The following is a 16,224-nucleotide window of genomic DNA, read 5'->3' as shown; positions in this document are numbered from 1 at the left end:
GTGCCGCACCTGCCGCACCTGACGCGCTGGCGCGTGCGCCGTGCCGGGCGTGGATGCAAGACATACGCGGGCACGTGCCTGATCGCTGATGCCGGCGGCAGCGGGCGTGCGCGCCTTGGTGCCGCGCGCATGGGCCCGCGCGGCTTACCCGGCCGGGCGCTCGATCAGCACGGCCGAGAGGTCGTCCTCGAACCCCTCCGGCCCGCCACGCGCCTCGAGCCGGGCGAGGAGGTCGGGCAGCACGGCCTCCGCCGGCAGCGCCGCGCCCGCGCCCAGCAGGTGCGCGAGGCCATCGGTCTCGAGCAGGCTGCCATCGGCTGCCCGCGCCTCGGTGATCCCGTCGGAATGCAGCACCAGCCGATCGCCCGGCGCCAGCCGGAGCCGAGTCTCGGTGAAGGTCATCCCCGGCAGCAGGCCGACCGGCGGGCCGCCATCGCCAGCGAAGCGCACCCGGCCGTCGGGCGCCACCACGGCTGCCGCGGGGTGGCCCGCCTGGCACATCCGCACCCAGCCGCTGCCATGCTCGGCCACCGCGTAGGCCATGGTGAAGTAGAGGTCGTGCCGCCGACCCGACAGGAAGCGTTCGTTCAGCTCGGCCATCACCTCGGCGGGCGGCCGCAGGCGAGGCGCCTCGCCCGGCGCGTGCTCGAAGGCGAGATTGCCGTCCGGGCTGCCCGGGTCGAAATGCTGGGCGAGCCGGATCGCCAGCAGCGCCGAGGCGACCCCATGGCCCGACACGTCGATCGAGTAGGCGCCCAGCGTCCCCTCGCCGGCGGCGAAATAGCCCACATGATCGCCCCCCACATGCCCCTGCGGCCGGCAGAGCGCCCCGACCCGGAAGCCCGCCACCTGCGCGAAGGCGGGCGGCAACACCGCGCGTTGCAGCCCTGCCGCCACCGCGAGGTCGCGGTCGAGCCGGTCGTGCAGCGCCCGCAGCGCGCGATAAGCGCGCGTCATCTCCTCGCGCTGGCCGATCAGCCGCTCCTGCAGCGCGAGCACCCGCCGGCCCGCGGTGAGGCGCGCGGCCAGCTCGCCCTCGTCGACCGGCTTCGACAGGAAATCGTCGGCGCCCGCGCCCAGTCCCTCGGACACGTCCGACTTTTCCTGCCGTGAGGTCAGCAGGATCACATAAGCGTGCTGGTCGGTCTCGCGCCGGCGGATGGCGCGGCACAGTTCGGGCCCGCTCAGGCCCGGCATGACCCAGTCGCTGAGGACCAGCCGGAACCCCTCGCGCTCGATCCGCGCGAGCGCCTCGGCGCCGTCCGCGGCCTCGGTCACATCGTAACCCCATCGACGCAGCCGCGACGCCAGCAGAATGCGCTGCGTGGCGCTGTCGTCGACCAGCAGCAGGCGCCCCGCGCCTTCGGGCTCCGGCTCGCCGGCATGCCCGCCCCGGCTCCGCTCCGCGATCTCAGGCCGCACGACACCATCTCGCAAAATTTACGCTGGCGCCGACCATGGCGGATCCGGGTTAACCATGGCTGAACGCCGCCGGGCGACACCGCGGACGCCGTTCGGACTTCGTTAAGGAGCAGCGGTTAAGGCTCGATGGACCGGGTCTGGACGAGGGAGGCGGACGTGCAGCTTGCAGTGTCACGCAGCGGCCAGCGGTGCGTGGTGGGCATTCCGGGGCCGCGCCTCGACGCCGCGGTGGCGGCAGAGTTCAAGCGCGAACTCGTCGAGCTGATCGACACCGGCGCGGCCGCGATCCTGCTCGACTTCAGCGCGGTCGAGTTCATCGACTCCTCGGGGCTCGGCGCGGTCGTCGGCGCCTACAAGCACCTCGGTCCCCGAGGCAGGCTCAAGATCTGCTGCCTGCGGCCCGCGGTGGGCAAGGTGTTCACCCTCACGCGGATGGACCGCGTCTTCACGATCCACGATGCCGTCCCCGCCCTGTGACGGCGCCATTCCCTGCGTCGCCTCGCGCCCGCCCAGGCTCGAGCTGGCGATGCCGAACGACATCCGCGCGGTCGCCGCGACGGTCGAGCGGGTGCTCGCCGCGGGCGGCCTCGCGGGCCTTGCCGCGGCGGCGCCGAGCGCGGGCTGCGGGGGTGGCGAGGCGGAGACGCTCGCCGACGCCGCCGACGCCCTGCGCCTTGCCCTGACCGAGGCGCTGAACAACGTGGTCGAACATGGCGGCGGCCCGGCCGTCTCGCCGCTTGTCCGGCTCCTGCTATGGCTCGACGGGTCGGCGCTGACGGTCTGCATCGAGGACAGCGGGCCGCCGGCGCCCGACGACCTCGGCGCCGCCTCGGCGTCGTTGGCGGATGCGCCGCTCTCCGAGGGATGCCCGATCGAAGCGCTGCCCGAGGGCGGCTGGGGCCTCCTGCTGATTGCGGCTTCGGTCGATCGCGTCCACCGCCACCGCCATCAGGGCTGGAACCGGTTGTTTCTCGAGAAGGTGCTGCCACCATGCGCCTGCCGGGCCTGAGCGCGCGACCCATGGCGCGGCGCGCAGGGGCCGTGCGCGGAACGCTCGTCGTACTGTTCGCGGTCATGACGGTGGCAACCCTGCTGCCGCCAGCGGCGGCGCTTTTGCACCAGCAGCGCAGCGAGGCCGCGCTGGCCGAGGCGCGCGGCCTCGCCGCCGACATGGGCCGGGTGCTCCATCTTGCCGAATCGCTGGCCGCGGCGAGCGGCGAGCCCGCGATGCGGCAGCGGCTGGCAATGCTTGGGGACCGCCTCGCCGCACGGCTGGCGGCGCAGCAGGCGCACCGCCGCGGCGGCGCCGTCGCCGCCTCGGGGACCACGGCTAAGCGGGATCTCGCCCAGTCCATCAGCGCTCTGCTGCCGGGACTTGCGGCCGAGGCGGACGGCGCCACGCCCGCGGCCGCGCTTGCCCGGTTGCTGCGCGAGCGCGGGCTCCCCTCGGCCGAGGCAGCGCTGGCCGCGCGGCTCGATGCCGTGGAGGCCTCGCGCCGGCTTCTCGGTGCCGCGGGCTGGTTCGTGCTGGGCTTCAGCCTGCTCGGGGTTGCCGGGCTCTATCACTGGGCGTTGCGGCCGCTGCAACGCTCGCTGGCCGATTCCGCCGGCGAGCTCGACGAGATCTTCGCCGTCATGTCGCAGGCGGTCCTGATCACCTGCGGGAACGGCAAGTGCGCGCGCGCGAACCCGCGCTTCTCGGCTCTGGTCCGCGACCTCGGGATGCGCAATCCCTTGGGCCAGGCCTTCGCGGCGCTCCATGCCGACCTCATCGCGTGTGGCGCGCTGACATTGCGGCCGGGCGCCCAGCCGCCCGGCAGTGCACAGTCGGCCTCGCCGCTCGCGCTCGACGGCGCGATCTTCGAGACGCCCGATGGGCGAACCTTCGCGATTTCGGTGTCGATGCGCGCGCGGGGCGGCGCCGTGCTGTCCTTCGCGGATGTCAGCAGCCAGCGGCGGCAGGCCGCACGGCTGCTGGCGGCCGAGCGCGCGGCCCATGCCTCGGCCACGCGGGCCGAGGAGCTGGCGCTGATCGCCCAGCAGACCCGCGACCTCGTGCTGATGACCGATGGCGCGGGTCAGGTGACCTGGGCCAACCGCGCCTTCCTCGAAGGCACCGGTTTCGGCATCGACCAGGTGCTGGGCCGGTCGCCGGACCTCCAGTTCGGCCCGCTGACCGAGCCCGAGACCGCCCAGCGCATCCGCGCCGCGCTGTCGGGCGACAGCCCCTTTGCCTGCGAGGTCCAGCTCTACCGCGCCGACCGCAGCGCCTACTGGGCCGATGTCGCGATCAGCCCGATCCGCGATCCAGCGGGCGGCGGCCGTCGCTACATCTGCACCCAGCGCGACATCAGCGCCCGCCGCCAGATCCAGGAGCGGCTGGCCGAAAGCGAGGCCCGCGCCATCGAGCTTGCCAACCGGGCGGAGGCCGCGAGCCGGGCGAAATCGGCCTTCCTCGCGTCGATGAGCCACGAGATCCGGACGCCCATGAACGGCGTGATCGGCGTGACCGAGCTGCTCTGCGCCACCGAGCTGACGCCGCAGCAATGCCGCTATGTCGAGACCATCCGCAACTCGGGCGAGGCGCTGATGGTGATCCTGAACGACATCCTCGACTTCTCGAAGGTCGAGGCGGGCCAGCTCGTGCTCGACCGCGCCCCCTTCGACCTCGAGGTTGTGATCGGCGAGGTTCTGAGCCTCGTTCTGCCCCGCGCGGCGGGCAAGGGACTGGCGCTGCAGGTCGACTACGCGCCCGGCCTGCCGCGGCGCTTCGCGGGCGACGCCGGGCGGGTGCGGCAGATCCTGCTCAACCTGATCGGCAACGCGGTGAAGTTCACCGACGCGGGCGAGGTGCGGGTCGCGGTCGACTGCACGCCCGGCGCGGATGGGGCGATGGTGCAGCTTGGGGTCGCCGACACGGGGATCGGCATCCCGCCCGACCGGCTGTCGCAGATCTTCGGGGATTTCGTGCAGGTGGACCAGCGGGCCTCGCGCAGGTTCCAGGGGACCGGGCTCGGGCTCGCGATCTCGCGCCGGCTCGCGCGGCTGATGGATGGCGACATCCGGGCCGAGCCCAACGCCGGTGGCGGGACGATCTTCACCGTTCGGCTGCCGCTCGCGCCGTGCCCTGCGCCCGCGGCTGAGGCGAACGCCGAACCGCCGCCCGCGGCGCTGCCCGGCCCTGCCGCGTCCCGGCGCGATCCGGCGGCGGTTTCCGATGCCGTCGCGGCTGTCCCCGGCCTCTCCGGCGCCCGCGCCGGGCTGCTGCATCAGGGTTGCACCCTGATGGCCACGCCGCAGCATGCGCTGCCTTGCGCCGATCCCGTCACCGTGCTGGTCGCCGAGGACAACGCCACCAACCGGCTGGTGGTGGAGGGGATGCTGGCCGGCACCCGTTTCGCCCCCGTCTTTGCCGAGCATGGCCGCCGCGCCGTCGAGCTTTTCCGCGAACTCACGCCCGGCCTTGTGCTGATGGACATCTCGATGCCCGAGATGGACGGCTTCGAGGCGACCCATGCCATCCGCGGGTTCGAGCGTGCCCGCGGCCAGCCGCCGGCGCATATCGTCGCCCTGACCGCGAGCGCGATGGCGGGCGACCGCGATCGCTGCCTCGCGGCGGGGATGGATGCCCACCTCGCCAAGCCCCTGCGCCGCAGCGCGCTGATCGAGGTCCTTTCGGCCGCCACCGCGCCGATAGCGCCGGTCGAGTCCCGGGGCGACGCGCGCCATGCCGCGCCCGGGACACCGTGAGCGTTCGTCCACCGGGCACCGGCCCACGAGAGTCGCGAGCTGGTCGGCGTCGCGGCTGCGACGCGGGCCCGGCCGGTGCGATGGGCCGCTTAGGAGGGGCGCGCCGAATGCCACGCGCGCGGCTCAGGCCGATGGGCGACGCCGAAGGCGCCGCGCGCGACTCAGGCCGATGGGTCGCGCAGAGTGTTCCGGGCGCACGGCTCAGGCCGCCTTGGGGGCCACGGCGATGCGCTCCATGCGCCGTGCGAGCTCGATATCCCGCTCGGTCAGGCCGCCGGTGTCGTGGGTGGTGAGCCGCACCTCGATCCGGTTGTAGACGTTCGACCATTCCGGGTGATGGTTCAGATGCTCGGCGTCGAAGGCAGCCCGCGTCATCCACGCCATGGCGTCTCGGAAGCCCTTGAAACGAAACGTCCTGGTGATCGCGGTGCCATCGCTCGAGATCTGCCAGCCTGCGTCGGTCAGGTCCTCGGGAACGGAGGTCATGGTCATTGCGTGTCTCCTTGACCGTGTTGCGCGCTGCGCCTGCGGGCATCGTCTCAGGAAAACCGCGGCGGGTCGAGGGCGGGCGGCGCGCGCGCCTCTGGGGTCGTCGCGCGGTGGCAGCCGGCCATCTCGGCCCTCGCCTCGGCCGCGCGACTCGGCTAGGGCTGTGGTCCCGCGCGACCGGCAGAGAGGCCTCCGACATGCCCGTGACTTCCCGCGCCCATGCGCGCCCGGCTGGCCGCGAGAGGGGGCAGGCGTGCCACCAGGGCGGCGGCGCACCGTGCGCGGCGCTCGGCCCCTCCTCGCGGTCATGAAGCACGCCCTCGACGTCATGACGGCCAAGGCCCGGAGCGGCCGCGGTATCGGGCCGACCGGTGGCGGTGCGGGACGCAAGCCCTTGCTCCCGCCCGCGCGCGGCTCTCGCATCGCGGGCGGACGGGGCGCGATCCTCCGGGGCGCTGGCCTGTCATCGTCCGGGCGAAACCAGGTCGCCTCCGATGGGGGCGATCGCGGGCCCCGCGCCCGCCTCGTCCGCACCGCCTGCGCCGGGCCCTCAGCGACACGCCCGCGAGCGGTTGGCGAGGCCTGGCCGATCCGCGTCCCCGGCCAGGGCAACGGCGTCGCTGGTCCGCACACCGTCGAGCCCGCGGCGCGGTCCCGGCGCGGTAACGGCGCCACCGATCGGGCGGCCCGGGCATGAGCGCCACGGTCTTTCTGGTCGTCATCGCCGCCGCCTTCCTGCACGCGCTGTGGAACGCGCAGGTCAAGCGCGGCGATGACAAGACGCTCGCGATGGCCGCGGTGGTTCTCGGGCAGGGGTTATTCGCGCTCCTCGCGCTCGCCGTGGCGCCGCTGCCCGCCGTCGAGAGCTGGCCCTACATCGCGGCCTCGGTGCTGCTGCATGTCGGCTACCAGGTGTTCCTGACGCGCTCCTACCGGATCGGCGATCTCACGCAGGTCTACCCAATCGCGCGGGGGACGGCGCCGCTGCTGGTCGCCGCGGTTTCGGTCGGATTCCTCGGCGTCGAGTTGGGCCCGGCCGAGATCGCGGGCGTCGTGGTGATCGGCGCCGGCATCATGAGCCTCAGCCTCGTCCGTCAGGCCGACGGCCTGCGTAACGGGCGCGCGGCCTTCCTCGCGGTGACGACGGGGTGCTTCATCGCCGGCTATTCGCTGGTCGACGGGCTTGGCGCGCGGGCGGCGGGCAGCCCGCTCGGCTTCTATGGCGTGGTCGCGGTGGTCAATTCGGCCATCTTCGCCGCGATGCTGGGGTTCTGGCGACCGGCGCGGCTGCGCGGCCTCCTGCAGGCGCGGCGGGTCTTCGTGTTGGGCGGTGGCGCCTCGTTCACCGCCTACGCGCTGGTGGTCTGGGCCTTTACGCAGGCCCCGATTGCGCTGGTGACCGCGCTGCGCGAGACCAGCGTCGTGTTTGCCCTGGTGATTGGCGTCGTCGTGCTGCGCGAGCGGCTCGACCTCGCGAAGGTGGCCTCGACCATGGTCACGATCTGCGGCGCGGCGCTCCTTCGGCTCGGCAAGGGCTGAGCGGCGCGCCCGCGTCGCCGCCGAGGGCGTGGCGCCGCAGCAGGTGGAAGGGCTGTCCAGCGCCGGGCTCGCCGAACAGGCAGAGGGCGTCGAGCACGAAGCGTGGCGCGAGGAGCGGCGCGAAGCGGGCCTGCGCGCGCGCGACCGCCAGCTCCGCCTCGGCCCCGGCGACCGGGCCGGTCAGCGTCACGTGGAACTGGAAGCCGTCGAGCACCCGCGGGTATCCCCAGCGCGCCAGCAGCGCCTCGCCCCGTGCGTCGAGCCCCTCGGCCCGGCGCCGTGCCATCTCGGCAGGCCCGGGCGGCGCGCGAAAGCGGTCGAGCCCGGTCACGCAGGATGCCGCCACAGCGTCGAGCGTCGGGCAGGGGCCGGTCGGGCGCAGCGCCACGAAACCCAGCCCCGCATCCGCCGCGAGCCCCGGCGCCGCGGCCGGCGCGAGCCGCCCGGCCAGCGCCGCGACCGCCGTGTCGAGTGCGCTCGCGGGCATCCCCTCACGCAGGCGGAAGGGGGCCTTCAGGGTCGCATGGAAGCCGTAGCGCCCCGGCACGGCGGCAAGCGGTCCGCCCTCCGGCGCCGCCGCGCGACGGGCCTCGGCATCCCAGCCCAGCCACCGGGCGCCCGCCTGCGCCAGTTCCGACCCGGCTGGTGGCGCCCAGTAGACGGCGTAGCGCCGATACCCCTCGATCCCCTGCATCGCCCCCCCCCCTGACGCCGCCGCCTCAGTCCAGCCGGGCGGTCACGCGCAGTCCGCCGCCCTCTGCCGCCGCGAGCCGCCAGGCCTTCGGCCCGATCGCGCGCCCCCGTGCCGTGCGGTAGGTACCGAGATCGAGCCGCCATCCGCCCGCGTCCAGCGCCGCCAGCCGCCCACCCGCCCGCGCCCCGTCGGCGAAGGCCACCAGGCAGTCGCCCGCGCTCGGCGCCTCGACCCGCAGCCGCGCGCCCGGGTAGAGATGGCTCGACCCGGCCTCGAGCAGCCGCGCCCCGGCGTCGCGCTCAGCCATGCGCACGCTCGCCCCAGCGCGCGGCGTTGGCACGGATCGCCGCCGTCCGCTCGGCCACCGGCGGGTGCGATGCGAGCCAGCTCGTCTGCTGCGCCATGAGGTTCTGCGGCAGGATCTGCTCGAGCTTCTCGAGCATCCGCGCCTGCGGCTCGGCACCCAGCCCCGCCCGCATCATCAGCGCCGTGGCATAGGCATCGGCCTCGAACTCGTCGCCCCGGCTGATGCGGGCGATGAACAGCGAGACCAGGAACTGCGAGGCATACCACCCAAGGATGCCGATGAATCGCGCGAGGATGCCGCCGAGGATGATTTGCGCCGTCTGCGCCCCGGCCATGTCGATCATCCTCCGCCGCGTGTGCCCCAGCGCGAGATGCCCCAGCTCGTGCGCGATGACCGATGCGACCTCGTGCACCCCGAGCCGCCCGGACTGGAAGTGCCGGAACAGCCCACTTGTCAGGTAGATCTCGCCCTCGGGCGTCGCCAGCCCGTTCGGCATGGGGTTCTCGAGCAGGCGTACCTCGATGCCGTCGATCCCGGCTGCCTCGGCCAGCCGGCCCAGCATCTTGTCGAGCTGGTCGTGATGCAGCGGGCGCGACTGGCGGCGCAGCGCCCGGCCCATCCGCCACACGTTATAGCGGAAGATCGCGAGCACCGCGACGATGAGCAGAAGGATCGGCAGCAGCTTGATCATGCGTCCCGAATATAGGTGCGCCGCCCGCGCCGGTCACCTGCGCGAGGGGGGCGCATCGGCGCCACGCGCGCGGCCCGTCCGCGCCATTCTTCGCCTGCGCTCAAGAGTCATTTGCCCGGCCGCCTCTCGCCGTGCGGATCGCGCACGGATACCTTGCGCGCAACTCGCCCTCAACGGATGGAGACGCCGCGATGACGCCCCTCACACCCGCCCCGCGACCGGTCGCGCCTGCCGCGCGCATCGGCCATGTCCATCTCAGGGTGGCCGATCTCGACCGCGCCATCGCCTTCTACTGCGGCGTGCTCGGCTTCGACGTGATGCAGGTGGTCCCGTCCGGCGCGGCGTTCCTGTCGGCGGGCGGGTATCACCATCATCTCGGCCTCAACGTGTGGGAAAGCCGTGGCGGCACCCCGCCGCCGCCGGGGCATACCGGGCTCTATCACACCGCCTTCCTCTACCCGACGCGCGCCGATCTCGCCGATGCCGTGCGGCGCGTCATCGCCGCGGGGCACCGGATCGAGGGCGCGGCCGACCATGGGGTCTCGGAGGCGGTCTACCTGCGCGACCCCGACGGCAACGGCGTCGAGCTCTACCGAGACCGGCCGCGCGAGGAGTGGCCGGTCGATGCCGACGGCAAGCTCGCCATGGTCAATGCCCGGCTCGACCTCGCCGAGCTGATCGCCTGCCGCTGAGCCCGGGCATGCCGCTGCGACGAACGAAAAGCGCCGGGCCTGTCGCCCGGCGCCGCGCCGATCAGGGATGTCCGGCGACGTTCAGCCGCGCACGAGGTCCGCGAGCGCGAGGCGCGTGGTGATCAGTGCCGCGAAGGCGACCGCACCGCAAAGCACCACCTGCGGAGCAAGCCCCGCAATCCCGGCGCCCAGCGTCGCCAGCGTGCCGAGGCCGAAAACTGCGAAGGCCGCCGTCGCGCGGATGCTGGCCGCCGAGGCGAGGGGGCCGCGCGGGTCGCAGCACCAGACGAGGAAGCCGAGCTCGACCGCGTTGAAGGCGCCGTAGCGTGCTTCCTGCGGCCGCGGCCGCATCACCACGCCCAGCACCAGCGCCGCGAAGGCCGCGAAGGACATCAGGAGCGCCGTCCCCGACGCCGCGAAGCCCAGCGCCAGCGCGAACACCGCGAGCGAGAGCCTCGGGTCGATCACCATGCGCGAGGCCAGCCGCTCGGTCAGCAGCGCCGTGCGCCGCGCCGCGCCCTGCTCCTCGGCGGTGTAGAACGCCGCGTCGTCGTACTCGGGTAGAGCAACGTCGAACATCTGATGATCCCTTCACGCCAACGGTCCGAACCCCGACCTTGAGAAGAGGCTAACCCCGCGATCCGGCGGAAATCGGGTCGCATTGCCCTGAATCTGGGCATTTTCGGGATTTCTTGCGTGCCGGGCGTGCCGATTGCCGCGATCCGGCCTCAATTCGGGGGCCGCGCGGGCTTCGCGCCCCTCAGCGGCTCAGCTCGCGCGTCGCGGCTTCGAGCCCCGCGAGCGTCATGGGGAACATTCGGCCCTCCATGATCCCGCGGACGATGCCGATCGACTGGGTGTAGCCCCAGTGCCGCTCGGGCACCGGGTTGATCCAGGCGGCCGAGGGCCATTTCGCCAGCGCGCGCCTCAGCCAGACCTCGCCCGGCTCGGCGTTCCAGTGCTCGCTCGCGCCGCCGGGATAGAGGATCTCGTAGGGGCTCATCGAGGCATCGCCCACGATCACCAGCTTCCAGTCGGGGCCGAAGGTGTTGAGCAGTTCGGCGGTCGGCGTCTGCTCGGTCCAGCGGCGGCGGTTGTCGCGCCAGACGCCCTCGTAGAGGCAGTTGTGGAAGTAGCGGTACTCGAGATGCTTGAATTCCGACCGCGCGGCCGAGAACAGCTCCTGCGCCACCCGGACGTGGTCGTCCATCGAGCCGCCCACGTCCATCAGCAGCAGCACCTTGACCGCGTTGTGCCGCTCGGGCCGCAGCTTCACGTCCAGCCAGCCGGCCTCGGCGGTCGCGCGGATCGTGCCGTCGAGGTCCAACTCCTCCGCCGCCCCCTCGCGCGCCCAGCGCCTGAGGCGCCGCAGCGCCAGCTTGATGGTGCGGGTGCCGATCTCGACATCGCCGTCGAGGTTGCGGAACTCGCGCCTGTCCCAGACCTTGACGGCGCGCCGGTTGCGGCTTTCCGCCTGCCCGATGCGCACGCCCTCGGGGTTGTAGCCATAGGCGCCGAAGGGCGAGGTGCCGGCCGTGCCGATCCATTTCGACCCGCCCTGGTGGCGCCCCTTCTGCTCCTCGAGCCGCTGGCGCAGGGTCTCCATCAGCTTCTCGAAGCCGCCCAGCGACTCGACCAGCGCCTTTTCCTCGTCGGTGAGGTGCTTCTCGGCCAGCCGGCGCAGCCATTCCTCGGGCAGGTCGATCGTCTCGGGCCCGGCGCCGCCAACGCTCTCGACGCCCCGGAACGCCTCGGCGAACACCCGGTCGAAGCGGTCGAGATGGCGCTCGTCCTTCACCAGCGCCGCGCGGGCGAGATAGTAGAAGCCCTCGACGTCCCAGGTCACCAGGTCGGCCCGCACCGCCTCGACCAGCATGAGGTGCTCGCGCAGGCTCACCGGCACGCGCGCCGCCTTGAGACCGAAGAACAGCTTGAGGAACACCGCCCCTCAGACCCCCGCGCGCGACAGCAGGATGGCGAGCACGAGGCCCACCAGACCCGCCGGGATGCCATGGGCGATGCCCCATTGCAGCTTGTCCGCCAGTGTCCCGTTGCGGTTGACGGCGCGCGCCCAGCCGATGGCGAAGGCGATTACGAAGAAGGCAACGGCGACTGGCATCGGGTCCTCGGTCTCTCGGGCATCACGGCCCCGGCGCGGGGCCCTCGTCCGCGCCCAGGGCATAAGCGCCCCAGGCGGCGGCAAGACGATGCGTGGCCTCGGCCCGCGCATGCTCGCCGGTCGCACGATAGGCACGGGCGCGCACGGCGTAAAGTGCGGCCAGCCGCTCGTCCTGCGCATGGGCGGCGAGCGGCCCCTCGGCCGCGTCGGTCGCCGCGAGCGCGCCGGCCGGGTCACCAGCCGCAAGCCTCGCCGCACCCTCGTCAACCCGCAGCCGCGCGACGCGGATGTCCTGCGCGCCATGCACGGCGGCGCAGAGCGCCCGCGCGCCGGCCAGCGCCTCGGCCGCCTCGGCCGGGTGCGCGGCGATCAGTGCCCGCCCCAGCGCCGTGCGGCTGCGAGAGGCCTGCGGGCTGCCCGGCGCGCGGGCCTCGGCGAGCCTCAGCGCCGCCCGCGCCCGCTCGATGCGGCGCGCAGGGGGCAGGTCCCGCTCGTGCACCCGGCCCGCCATGGTGCGCCAGTCGCCCAGCGCGGCGTCGGGCACGAAGGGCAGGGCGGGCGCCGCGCGGCCCGCCGGGTTCAGCCGGTCGAGCGCCACGCGCGCCGCCGCCTCGGCCTCGGCCCGACCCATCCCCGGCCGCAACTCGTGCGCGTAGAGCACGCGCAGCATCATCAGATCGACCGCCGTCGGCCACAGATGCGCGGCATCGTCGTTGAAGATCGACGGCCCCAGCCCCGAGAGGTCGTTGGCCGGCCCCAGCGCCTGCGCGATCTCCTCGATCAGGCAGGCGCGGATCAGGTGCGGCGGCGCGTCGGCCGGGATGAAGATCGTGGCGGCCTCCAACGTGTCGACCTCCGCCATCGCCGCTCCGGACAGCGCCGCCCCGTCGCGCCGGAACGCCGCCCAGCCCCGATCGCCCGGCGTGACCACGCAGGCCGCCCCCCGCAGCGCCTGTGCGAAGGCCCGCCCCTCGACCAGCCGCACATGCAGGTTGGCCGCGCCGCCGGGCGCGATCGCGATGCCCGTGCCGTCGGCCAGATAGCCGAGGTATTGCCGCAGAAAACCGGCGTAAGCCGCCGCTCCCGGCCCGTCCAGCGCGACCGTGACCGGCTCGGGCAGCCGTACCAGCCCGGCCCGCGAGGCGCCCCATTCGAGCTCGAACGTCAGGGCCCCGAACACTTCGGCCAGCCCGGCGTTCGACCACGCCGTGCCGCCCGCCGGCAGCGCCGCGCCCAGCGGCGGCGCCTCGGGCCGGGCGCCGGGCTCGCGCACCGGTCCCGTGCAGGCGGCGAGCAGGAACAGGAGCGCCGCAGCGCGCTTCACCTCTGGTACTTGATGAAGGGCGTTTTCTTTGCCACCCGGTCATAGAGGCGCCGCGCGGTTTCGTTGAAATCCTGCGTCAGCCAGTAGACCGTGGGGCAGCCCGCGGCATCTGCCGCGGCATAGACCGCCTCGATCAGCGCGCGCCCCGCGCCCGTCCCCCTCGCTTCGGGCGCGACGTAGAGGTCCTGCAGGTAGACCACGTTCTCGACCCGCCAGCAGTGCCGGTGGAACAGGTAATGCGTGAGTCCGACCAGACGCCCGTCGCGTTCGGCCACGAGCCCGTGGAAGTCGTGCGGGTCATCGCCTAGAAGCCGCGCGAAGGTCGTGCGGTAGACGTCCTCGCCGACCTTGCTCTCGTAGAAGTCGAGATATGCGGTCCAGAGCCTGCGCCATTCCGGCTCGTCGCTGGGCGCGAGCGGGCGGATCGTCAGGGCAGGAGATTCGGCTGTCGTCATCGGTGTCTCCGGTCTGGCGGGTCGGCCTCGACTCTGGACTGGCGTTGCCGCCGCCGCAACGGCCAGCCGCTTGCGGGGCGGCGGTCCCGATCCCGTGATCGCGTCGCAACGCCCCTCCGGAGCGGCACGTTCGTGGGGCATTCGAGGGCGCTTCCGGGAGACCGCCTGCCGGAGCGCCGAACGCACACGAGCGAGGAGTAGACATCTTGAAACGCGCGGCGCTGGCAATGCTGATCGCCGGGTTTGCCGCAGGCGGGCTTGCCCATGGTCAGACCTCCGGCGGTCTGAACGAGGCTCAGGAGGAGCTTCTCGATACCCTGCCGGACGACAAGGACTCGCCCGACGGGCGGCGGGGCCGGCATGGACACGACCATCGAGCAGCCCGGGATGGGCAACGAGGCGGGCTTGCCCGCGTCGATCTCCCCGGACCCCGGGATCGGCGAGGTCAACACGAATTTCGAGCCGGGCTCGACCACCGAGATGGGCTCGGGTGCCGGCGAGAACCCGGACCCGATCGGCGGCGGCTGACATTGGCGGGTGCCGCCCGAGCGCGCGTGGGGCCATCTAGCCCCGCCCGTCGCGTCCCGCCGGGCCGAACGGCGTCCGATCAGCCCTGACGGCGCGCCATGAAGGCCAGCCGCTCGAACAGGTGCACGTCCTGCTCGTTCTTGAGCAGCGCCCCGTGCAGCGGCGGGATCGCGTGCTTGGCGTCGGCGCGCAGCGTCGCGGGGTCCACGTCGTCGGCCATCAGCAGCCGGATCCAGTCCAGCGCCTCGGATGTCGAGGGCTTCTTCTTCAGCCCCGGCGTCTCGCGCAGCTCGTAGAAGCGCGTCAGCGCGGCGCGCACCAGCTCGTGCTTCACGCCGGGGAAGTGCACGTCGACGATGCGCGTCATCGTCTCGGTATCGGGGAAGGCGATGAAGTGGAAGAAGCAGCGGCGCAGGAAGGCGTCGGGCAGTTCCTTCTCGTTGTTCGAGGTGATGATGACGATGGGCCGCTGGCGGGCGACCACGGTCTCGCCGGTCTCGTAGACGTGGAACTCCATGCGGTCGAGCTCCTGCAACAGGTCGTTGGGGAACTCGATGTCGGCCTTGTCGATCTCGTCGATCAGCAGCACGACCTTTTCGGGCGCGTCGAACGCCTCCCAGAGCTTGCCGCGGCGGATGTAGTTGCGCACGTCGCCCACGCGCCCGTCGCCAAGCTGGCTGTCCCGCAGGCGGCTGACGGCGTCGTATTCATAGAGGCCCTGCTGCGCCCGGGTGGTGGATTTGACGTGCCATTCGATCAGCCGCAAGCCCAGCGCCTGTGCCACCTGGCGGGCGAGTTCGGTCTTGCCGGTGCCGGGCTCGCCCTTGACCAGCAGCGGGCGCTCCAGTCGAATCGCGGCGTTGACCGCGATCATCAGATCCTCGGTCGCGACATAGTCGGCCGTTCCCTCAAACCGCATGGCGGCTTTCCTCCACTCCGCGCCCACCGGGGATTTTTTCGCAAACGATTGAGGCATATAGCGCAATCTTTCATTGGTTTTAAGACGTGACAATCTGTCCCCGACGCTCTATATGCACCGCAACCTCGCTGCGCGGGAACTTGGGTGGGAGAGACCGTTCCGATGAATATCGAAGCCCCGATCGACCCTGAGTATCGCCCCTCCGACGACGAGCCCTTCATGTGCGACCGGCAGAAGGACTACTTCCGGCGCAAGCTGCTGGCATGGCGCGACTCGATCCTCGAGGAGAGCCGCGAGACCGTCCTCAACATGCAGGAGGACACGCAGAACATCCCCGATCTCGCCGACCGCGCCTCGGCCGAGACCGACCGCGCGCTGGAGCTGCGGACCCGCGACCGGCAGCGCAAGCTGATCTCGAAGATCGACGCGGCGCTTCGGCGCATCGACGAGGGCACCTACGGCTACTGCGAGGAGACGGGCGAGCCGATCTCGCTCAAGCGCCTCGACGCGCGCCCGATCGCGACCCTCTCGCTCGAGGCGCAGGAAAAGCACGAGCGGCGTGAGAAGGTCCACCGCGACAGCTGAGCGCCGCCGCGCGGGAGCATGAGGAAGGGCCGCCCAGGTGCGGCCCTTTGCCGTTTTGGCGCCGCCTACATCACGCCCGAGGATTTCAGGTTCTTCACCATATCCTCGTACTTGACCTTCATCTTCTCCTGCTTGGCGAGGGCCTCGAACAGCTTCTTCGCGGTCTTGGTGTCGCCGGTTGCCTGGGCCTCCATCGCAGCCTTCAGCTTCTTGACGTCGCTGATCCCCAGGACCTTGGCGGCCTTGGTCGGGTCGCCCATGTTCTCCTTGACCTGGTACTCCTTGTACTCATTCGAGGCGACGAAGGTGCCTATGTCGCCGTTCAGCGCGTCGCCGACCTGGGTCTTGCCCAGCGCGATGATCTTCGGCCAGAGCGCGTTGCCCCAGTCGCCCGCCGCCGCCAGCTTTCCCCCGGCGGTGGTGACCTTGCCGTCGACATTCACCGCGAGCTTGGCCTTGGGGTCGAGATACTTGGGCCACACGCCCTGCGCGTTGCCCTTGTCGAAGTAGAACATCACCTCGTTGAGCGTCGCCCGGCGTTTCGCATATGCAAGATATGCGGCCATCATCTTCGGGTTCTTCTTGATTTCGTCGACGTTTCTCGGCGTCTCGGCCATGTCGGTTCCCCCCTGGTGCTGAAATGACTTACGCAACGGCCACTCGGAAATCGCGATGCCGCGAGGGTAGGTCCGCGCAAGCCACGCGGCAAC

19 protein-coding genes are annotated in these 16,224 nt (G+C 72.2%); 7 read left to right on the top strand and 12 right to left on the bottom strand.

What is annotated here, in order from left to right; genetic code table 11:
- Positions 1-144: 144 nt before the first annotated feature.
- Positions 145-1,422, bottom strand: coding sequence for a PP2C family protein-serine/threonine phosphatase (locus tag M1105_RS01515; RefSeq protein WP_249578579.1), 1,278 nt, complete (start codon positions 1,420-1,422; stop codon positions 145-147).
- A gap of 126 nt (positions 1,423-1,548) precedes the next feature.
- Between M1105_RS01515 and M1105_RS01510 the strand changes: the two genes are divergently transcribed.
- The 3 genes from M1105_RS01510 to M1105_RS01500 are packed head-to-tail and all read left to right on the top strand — an operon-like array spanning position 1,549 to position 5,172.
- Complete coding sequence (locus M1105_RS01510) at positions 1,549-1,899, top strand: STAS domain-containing protein (protein ID WP_249578578.1); 351 nt, start codon at positions 1,549-1,551, stop codon at positions 1,897-1,899.
- A gap of 49 nt (positions 1,900-1,948) precedes the next feature.
- Positions 1,949-2,431: an ATP-binding protein gene (locus M1105_RS01505; RefSeq protein WP_249578577.1), complete on the top strand. Its 483-nt coding sequence runs from the start codon at positions 1,949-1,951 to the stop codon at positions 2,429-2,431.
- 11 nt (positions 2,432-2,442) lie between these two features.
- Positions 2,443-5,172 (top strand): hybrid sensor histidine kinase/response regulator, encoded by a 2,730-nt coding sequence (locus M1105_RS01500; RefSeq protein WP_249578576.1) that lies wholly within the window; start codon positions 2,443-2,445, stop codon positions 5,170-5,172.
- A gap of 201 nt (positions 5,173-5,373) precedes the next feature.
- Here the strand turns inward: M1105_RS01500 and M1105_RS01495 are convergent, their stop codons facing one another.
- Positions 5,374-5,664: a 4a-hydroxytetrahydrobiopterin dehydratase gene (locus tag M1105_RS01495; RefSeq protein WP_406600572.1), complete on the bottom strand. Its 291-nt coding sequence runs from the start codon at positions 5,662-5,664 to the stop codon at positions 5,374-5,376.
- Between the two features lie 690 nt (positions 5,665-6,354).
- On the opposite strand from M1105_RS01495, the gene M1105_RS01490 reads away from it, so the two are divergent.
- Positions 6,355-7,200 carry a DMT family transporter gene (locus M1105_RS01490; RefSeq protein WP_249578575.1) on the top strand — a complete coding sequence of 282 codons (846 nt, stop codon included), beginning with the start codon at positions 6,355-6,357 and terminating at the stop codon, positions 7,198-7,200.
- On the opposite strand, the gene M1105_RS01485 is transcribed toward M1105_RS01490, so the two are convergent.
- Genes M1105_RS01485 through M1105_RS01475 form a run of 3 tightly spaced genes read right to left on the bottom strand, consistent with a single transcriptional unit; the run spans position 7,157 to position 8,892 of the window.
- The gene (locus tag M1105_RS01485) at positions 7,157-7,894 is read right to left on the bottom strand and encodes a DUF1045 domain-containing protein (protein WP_249578574.1); all 738 of its coding nucleotides are present in this window, start codon (positions 7,892-7,894) and stop codon (positions 7,157-7,159) included. The two genes, M1105_RS01490 and M1105_RS01485, sit on opposite strands and share 44 nt — an antisense overlap.
- A 25-nt stretch (positions 7,895-7,919) precedes the next feature.
- Positions 7,920-8,201, bottom strand: a complete 282-nt coding sequence (locus M1105_RS01480; RefSeq protein WP_249578573.1) for a hypothetical protein — start codon at positions 8,199-8,201, stop codon at positions 7,920-7,922.
- Positions 8,194-8,892 carry a M48 family metalloprotease gene (locus M1105_RS01475; RefSeq protein ID WP_249578572.1) on the bottom strand — a complete coding sequence of 233 codons (699 nt, stop codon included), beginning with the start codon at positions 8,890-8,892 and terminating at the stop codon, positions 8,194-8,196. The genes M1105_RS01480 and M1105_RS01475 overlap by 8 nt, the downstream gene beginning before the upstream one ends.
- Positions 8,893-9,083: 191 nt before the next feature.
- Between M1105_RS01475 and M1105_RS01470 the strand changes: the two genes are divergently transcribed.
- Positions 9,084-9,584, top strand: a complete 501-nt coding sequence (locus M1105_RS01470) for a VOC family protein (protein ID WP_249578571.1) — start codon at positions 9,084-9,086, stop codon at positions 9,582-9,584.
- Positions 9,585-9,665: 81 nt separating this feature from the next.
- On the opposite strand, the gene M1105_RS01465 is transcribed toward M1105_RS01470, so the two are convergent.
- The 5 genes from M1105_RS01465 to M1105_RS01445 form a co-directional block, all read right to left on the bottom strand.
- On the bottom strand, positions 9,666-10,163 hold the full coding sequence (locus M1105_RS01465) for a hypothetical protein (RefSeq protein ID WP_249578570.1): 498 nt from the start codon (positions 10,161-10,163) through the stop codon (positions 9,666-9,668).
- A 181-nt stretch (positions 10,164-10,344) separates the two neighbouring features.
- Entirely contained in the window at positions 10,345-11,526 is a 1,182-nt protein-coding gene (locus M1105_RS01460; protein ID WP_249578569.1) for a vWA domain-containing protein, read from the bottom strand.
- A 6-nt stretch (positions 11,527-11,532) separates the two neighbouring features.
- Positions 11,533-11,703 (bottom strand): hypothetical protein, encoded by a 171-nt coding sequence (locus M1105_RS01455; RefSeq protein ID WP_249578568.1) that lies wholly within the window; start codon positions 11,701-11,703, stop codon positions 11,533-11,535.
- 22 nt (positions 11,704-11,725) lie between these two features.
- The gene (locus M1105_RS01450; RefSeq protein ID WP_249578567.1) at positions 11,726-13,027 is read right to left on the bottom strand and encodes a DUF2927 domain-containing protein; all 1,302 of its coding nucleotides are present in this window, start codon (positions 13,025-13,027) and stop codon (positions 11,726-11,728) included.
- Complete coding sequence (locus M1105_RS01445; protein WP_249578566.1) at positions 13,024-13,482, bottom strand: GNAT family N-acetyltransferase; 459 nt, start codon at positions 13,480-13,482, stop codon at positions 13,024-13,026. Before M1105_RS01445 ends, M1105_RS01450 begins: the two co-directional genes overlap by 4 nt.
- A 360-nt stretch (positions 13,483-13,842) precedes the next feature.
- On the opposite strand from M1105_RS01445, the gene M1105_RS01440 reads away from it, so the two are divergent.
- Positions 13,843-14,010: a hypothetical protein gene (locus M1105_RS01440; RefSeq protein ID WP_249578565.1), complete on the top strand. Its 168-nt coding sequence runs from the start codon at positions 13,843-13,845 to the stop codon at positions 14,008-14,010.
- Between the two features lie 79 nt (positions 14,011-14,089).
- Here the strand turns inward: M1105_RS01440 and M1105_RS01435 are convergent, their stop codons facing one another.
- A complete protein-coding gene (locus M1105_RS01435; protein WP_249578564.1) occupies positions 14,090-14,929 on the bottom strand; it encodes an AAA family ATPase in 840 nt (279 codons plus the stop codon).
- A gap of 162 nt (positions 14,930-15,091) precedes the next feature.
- Between M1105_RS01435 and dksA the strand changes: the two genes are divergently transcribed.
- Entirely contained in the window at positions 15,092-15,514 is a 423-nt protein-coding gene (gene dksA / locus M1105_RS01430) for an RNA polymerase-binding protein DksA (protein ID WP_249578563.1), read from the top strand.
- A gap of 65 nt (positions 15,515-15,579) precedes the next feature.
- On the opposite strand, the gene M1105_RS01425 is transcribed toward dksA, so the two are convergent.
- Positions 15,580-16,131 (bottom strand): hypothetical protein, encoded by a 552-nt coding sequence (locus M1105_RS01425; protein WP_249578562.1) that lies wholly within the window; start codon positions 16,129-16,131, stop codon positions 15,580-15,582.
- Between the last annotated feature and the right edge of the window lie 93 nt (positions 16,132-16,224).

It is taken from the genome of Thermohalobaculum sediminis (assembly GCF_023487995.1).
Lineage (GTDB): Bacteria > Pseudomonadota > Alphaproteobacteria > Rhodobacterales > Rhodobacteraceae > Thermohalobaculum > Thermohalobaculum sediminis.
Note: the sequence above shows the minus strand (reverse complement) of the source record. Positions and strands in the feature narration are given on the sequence as shown.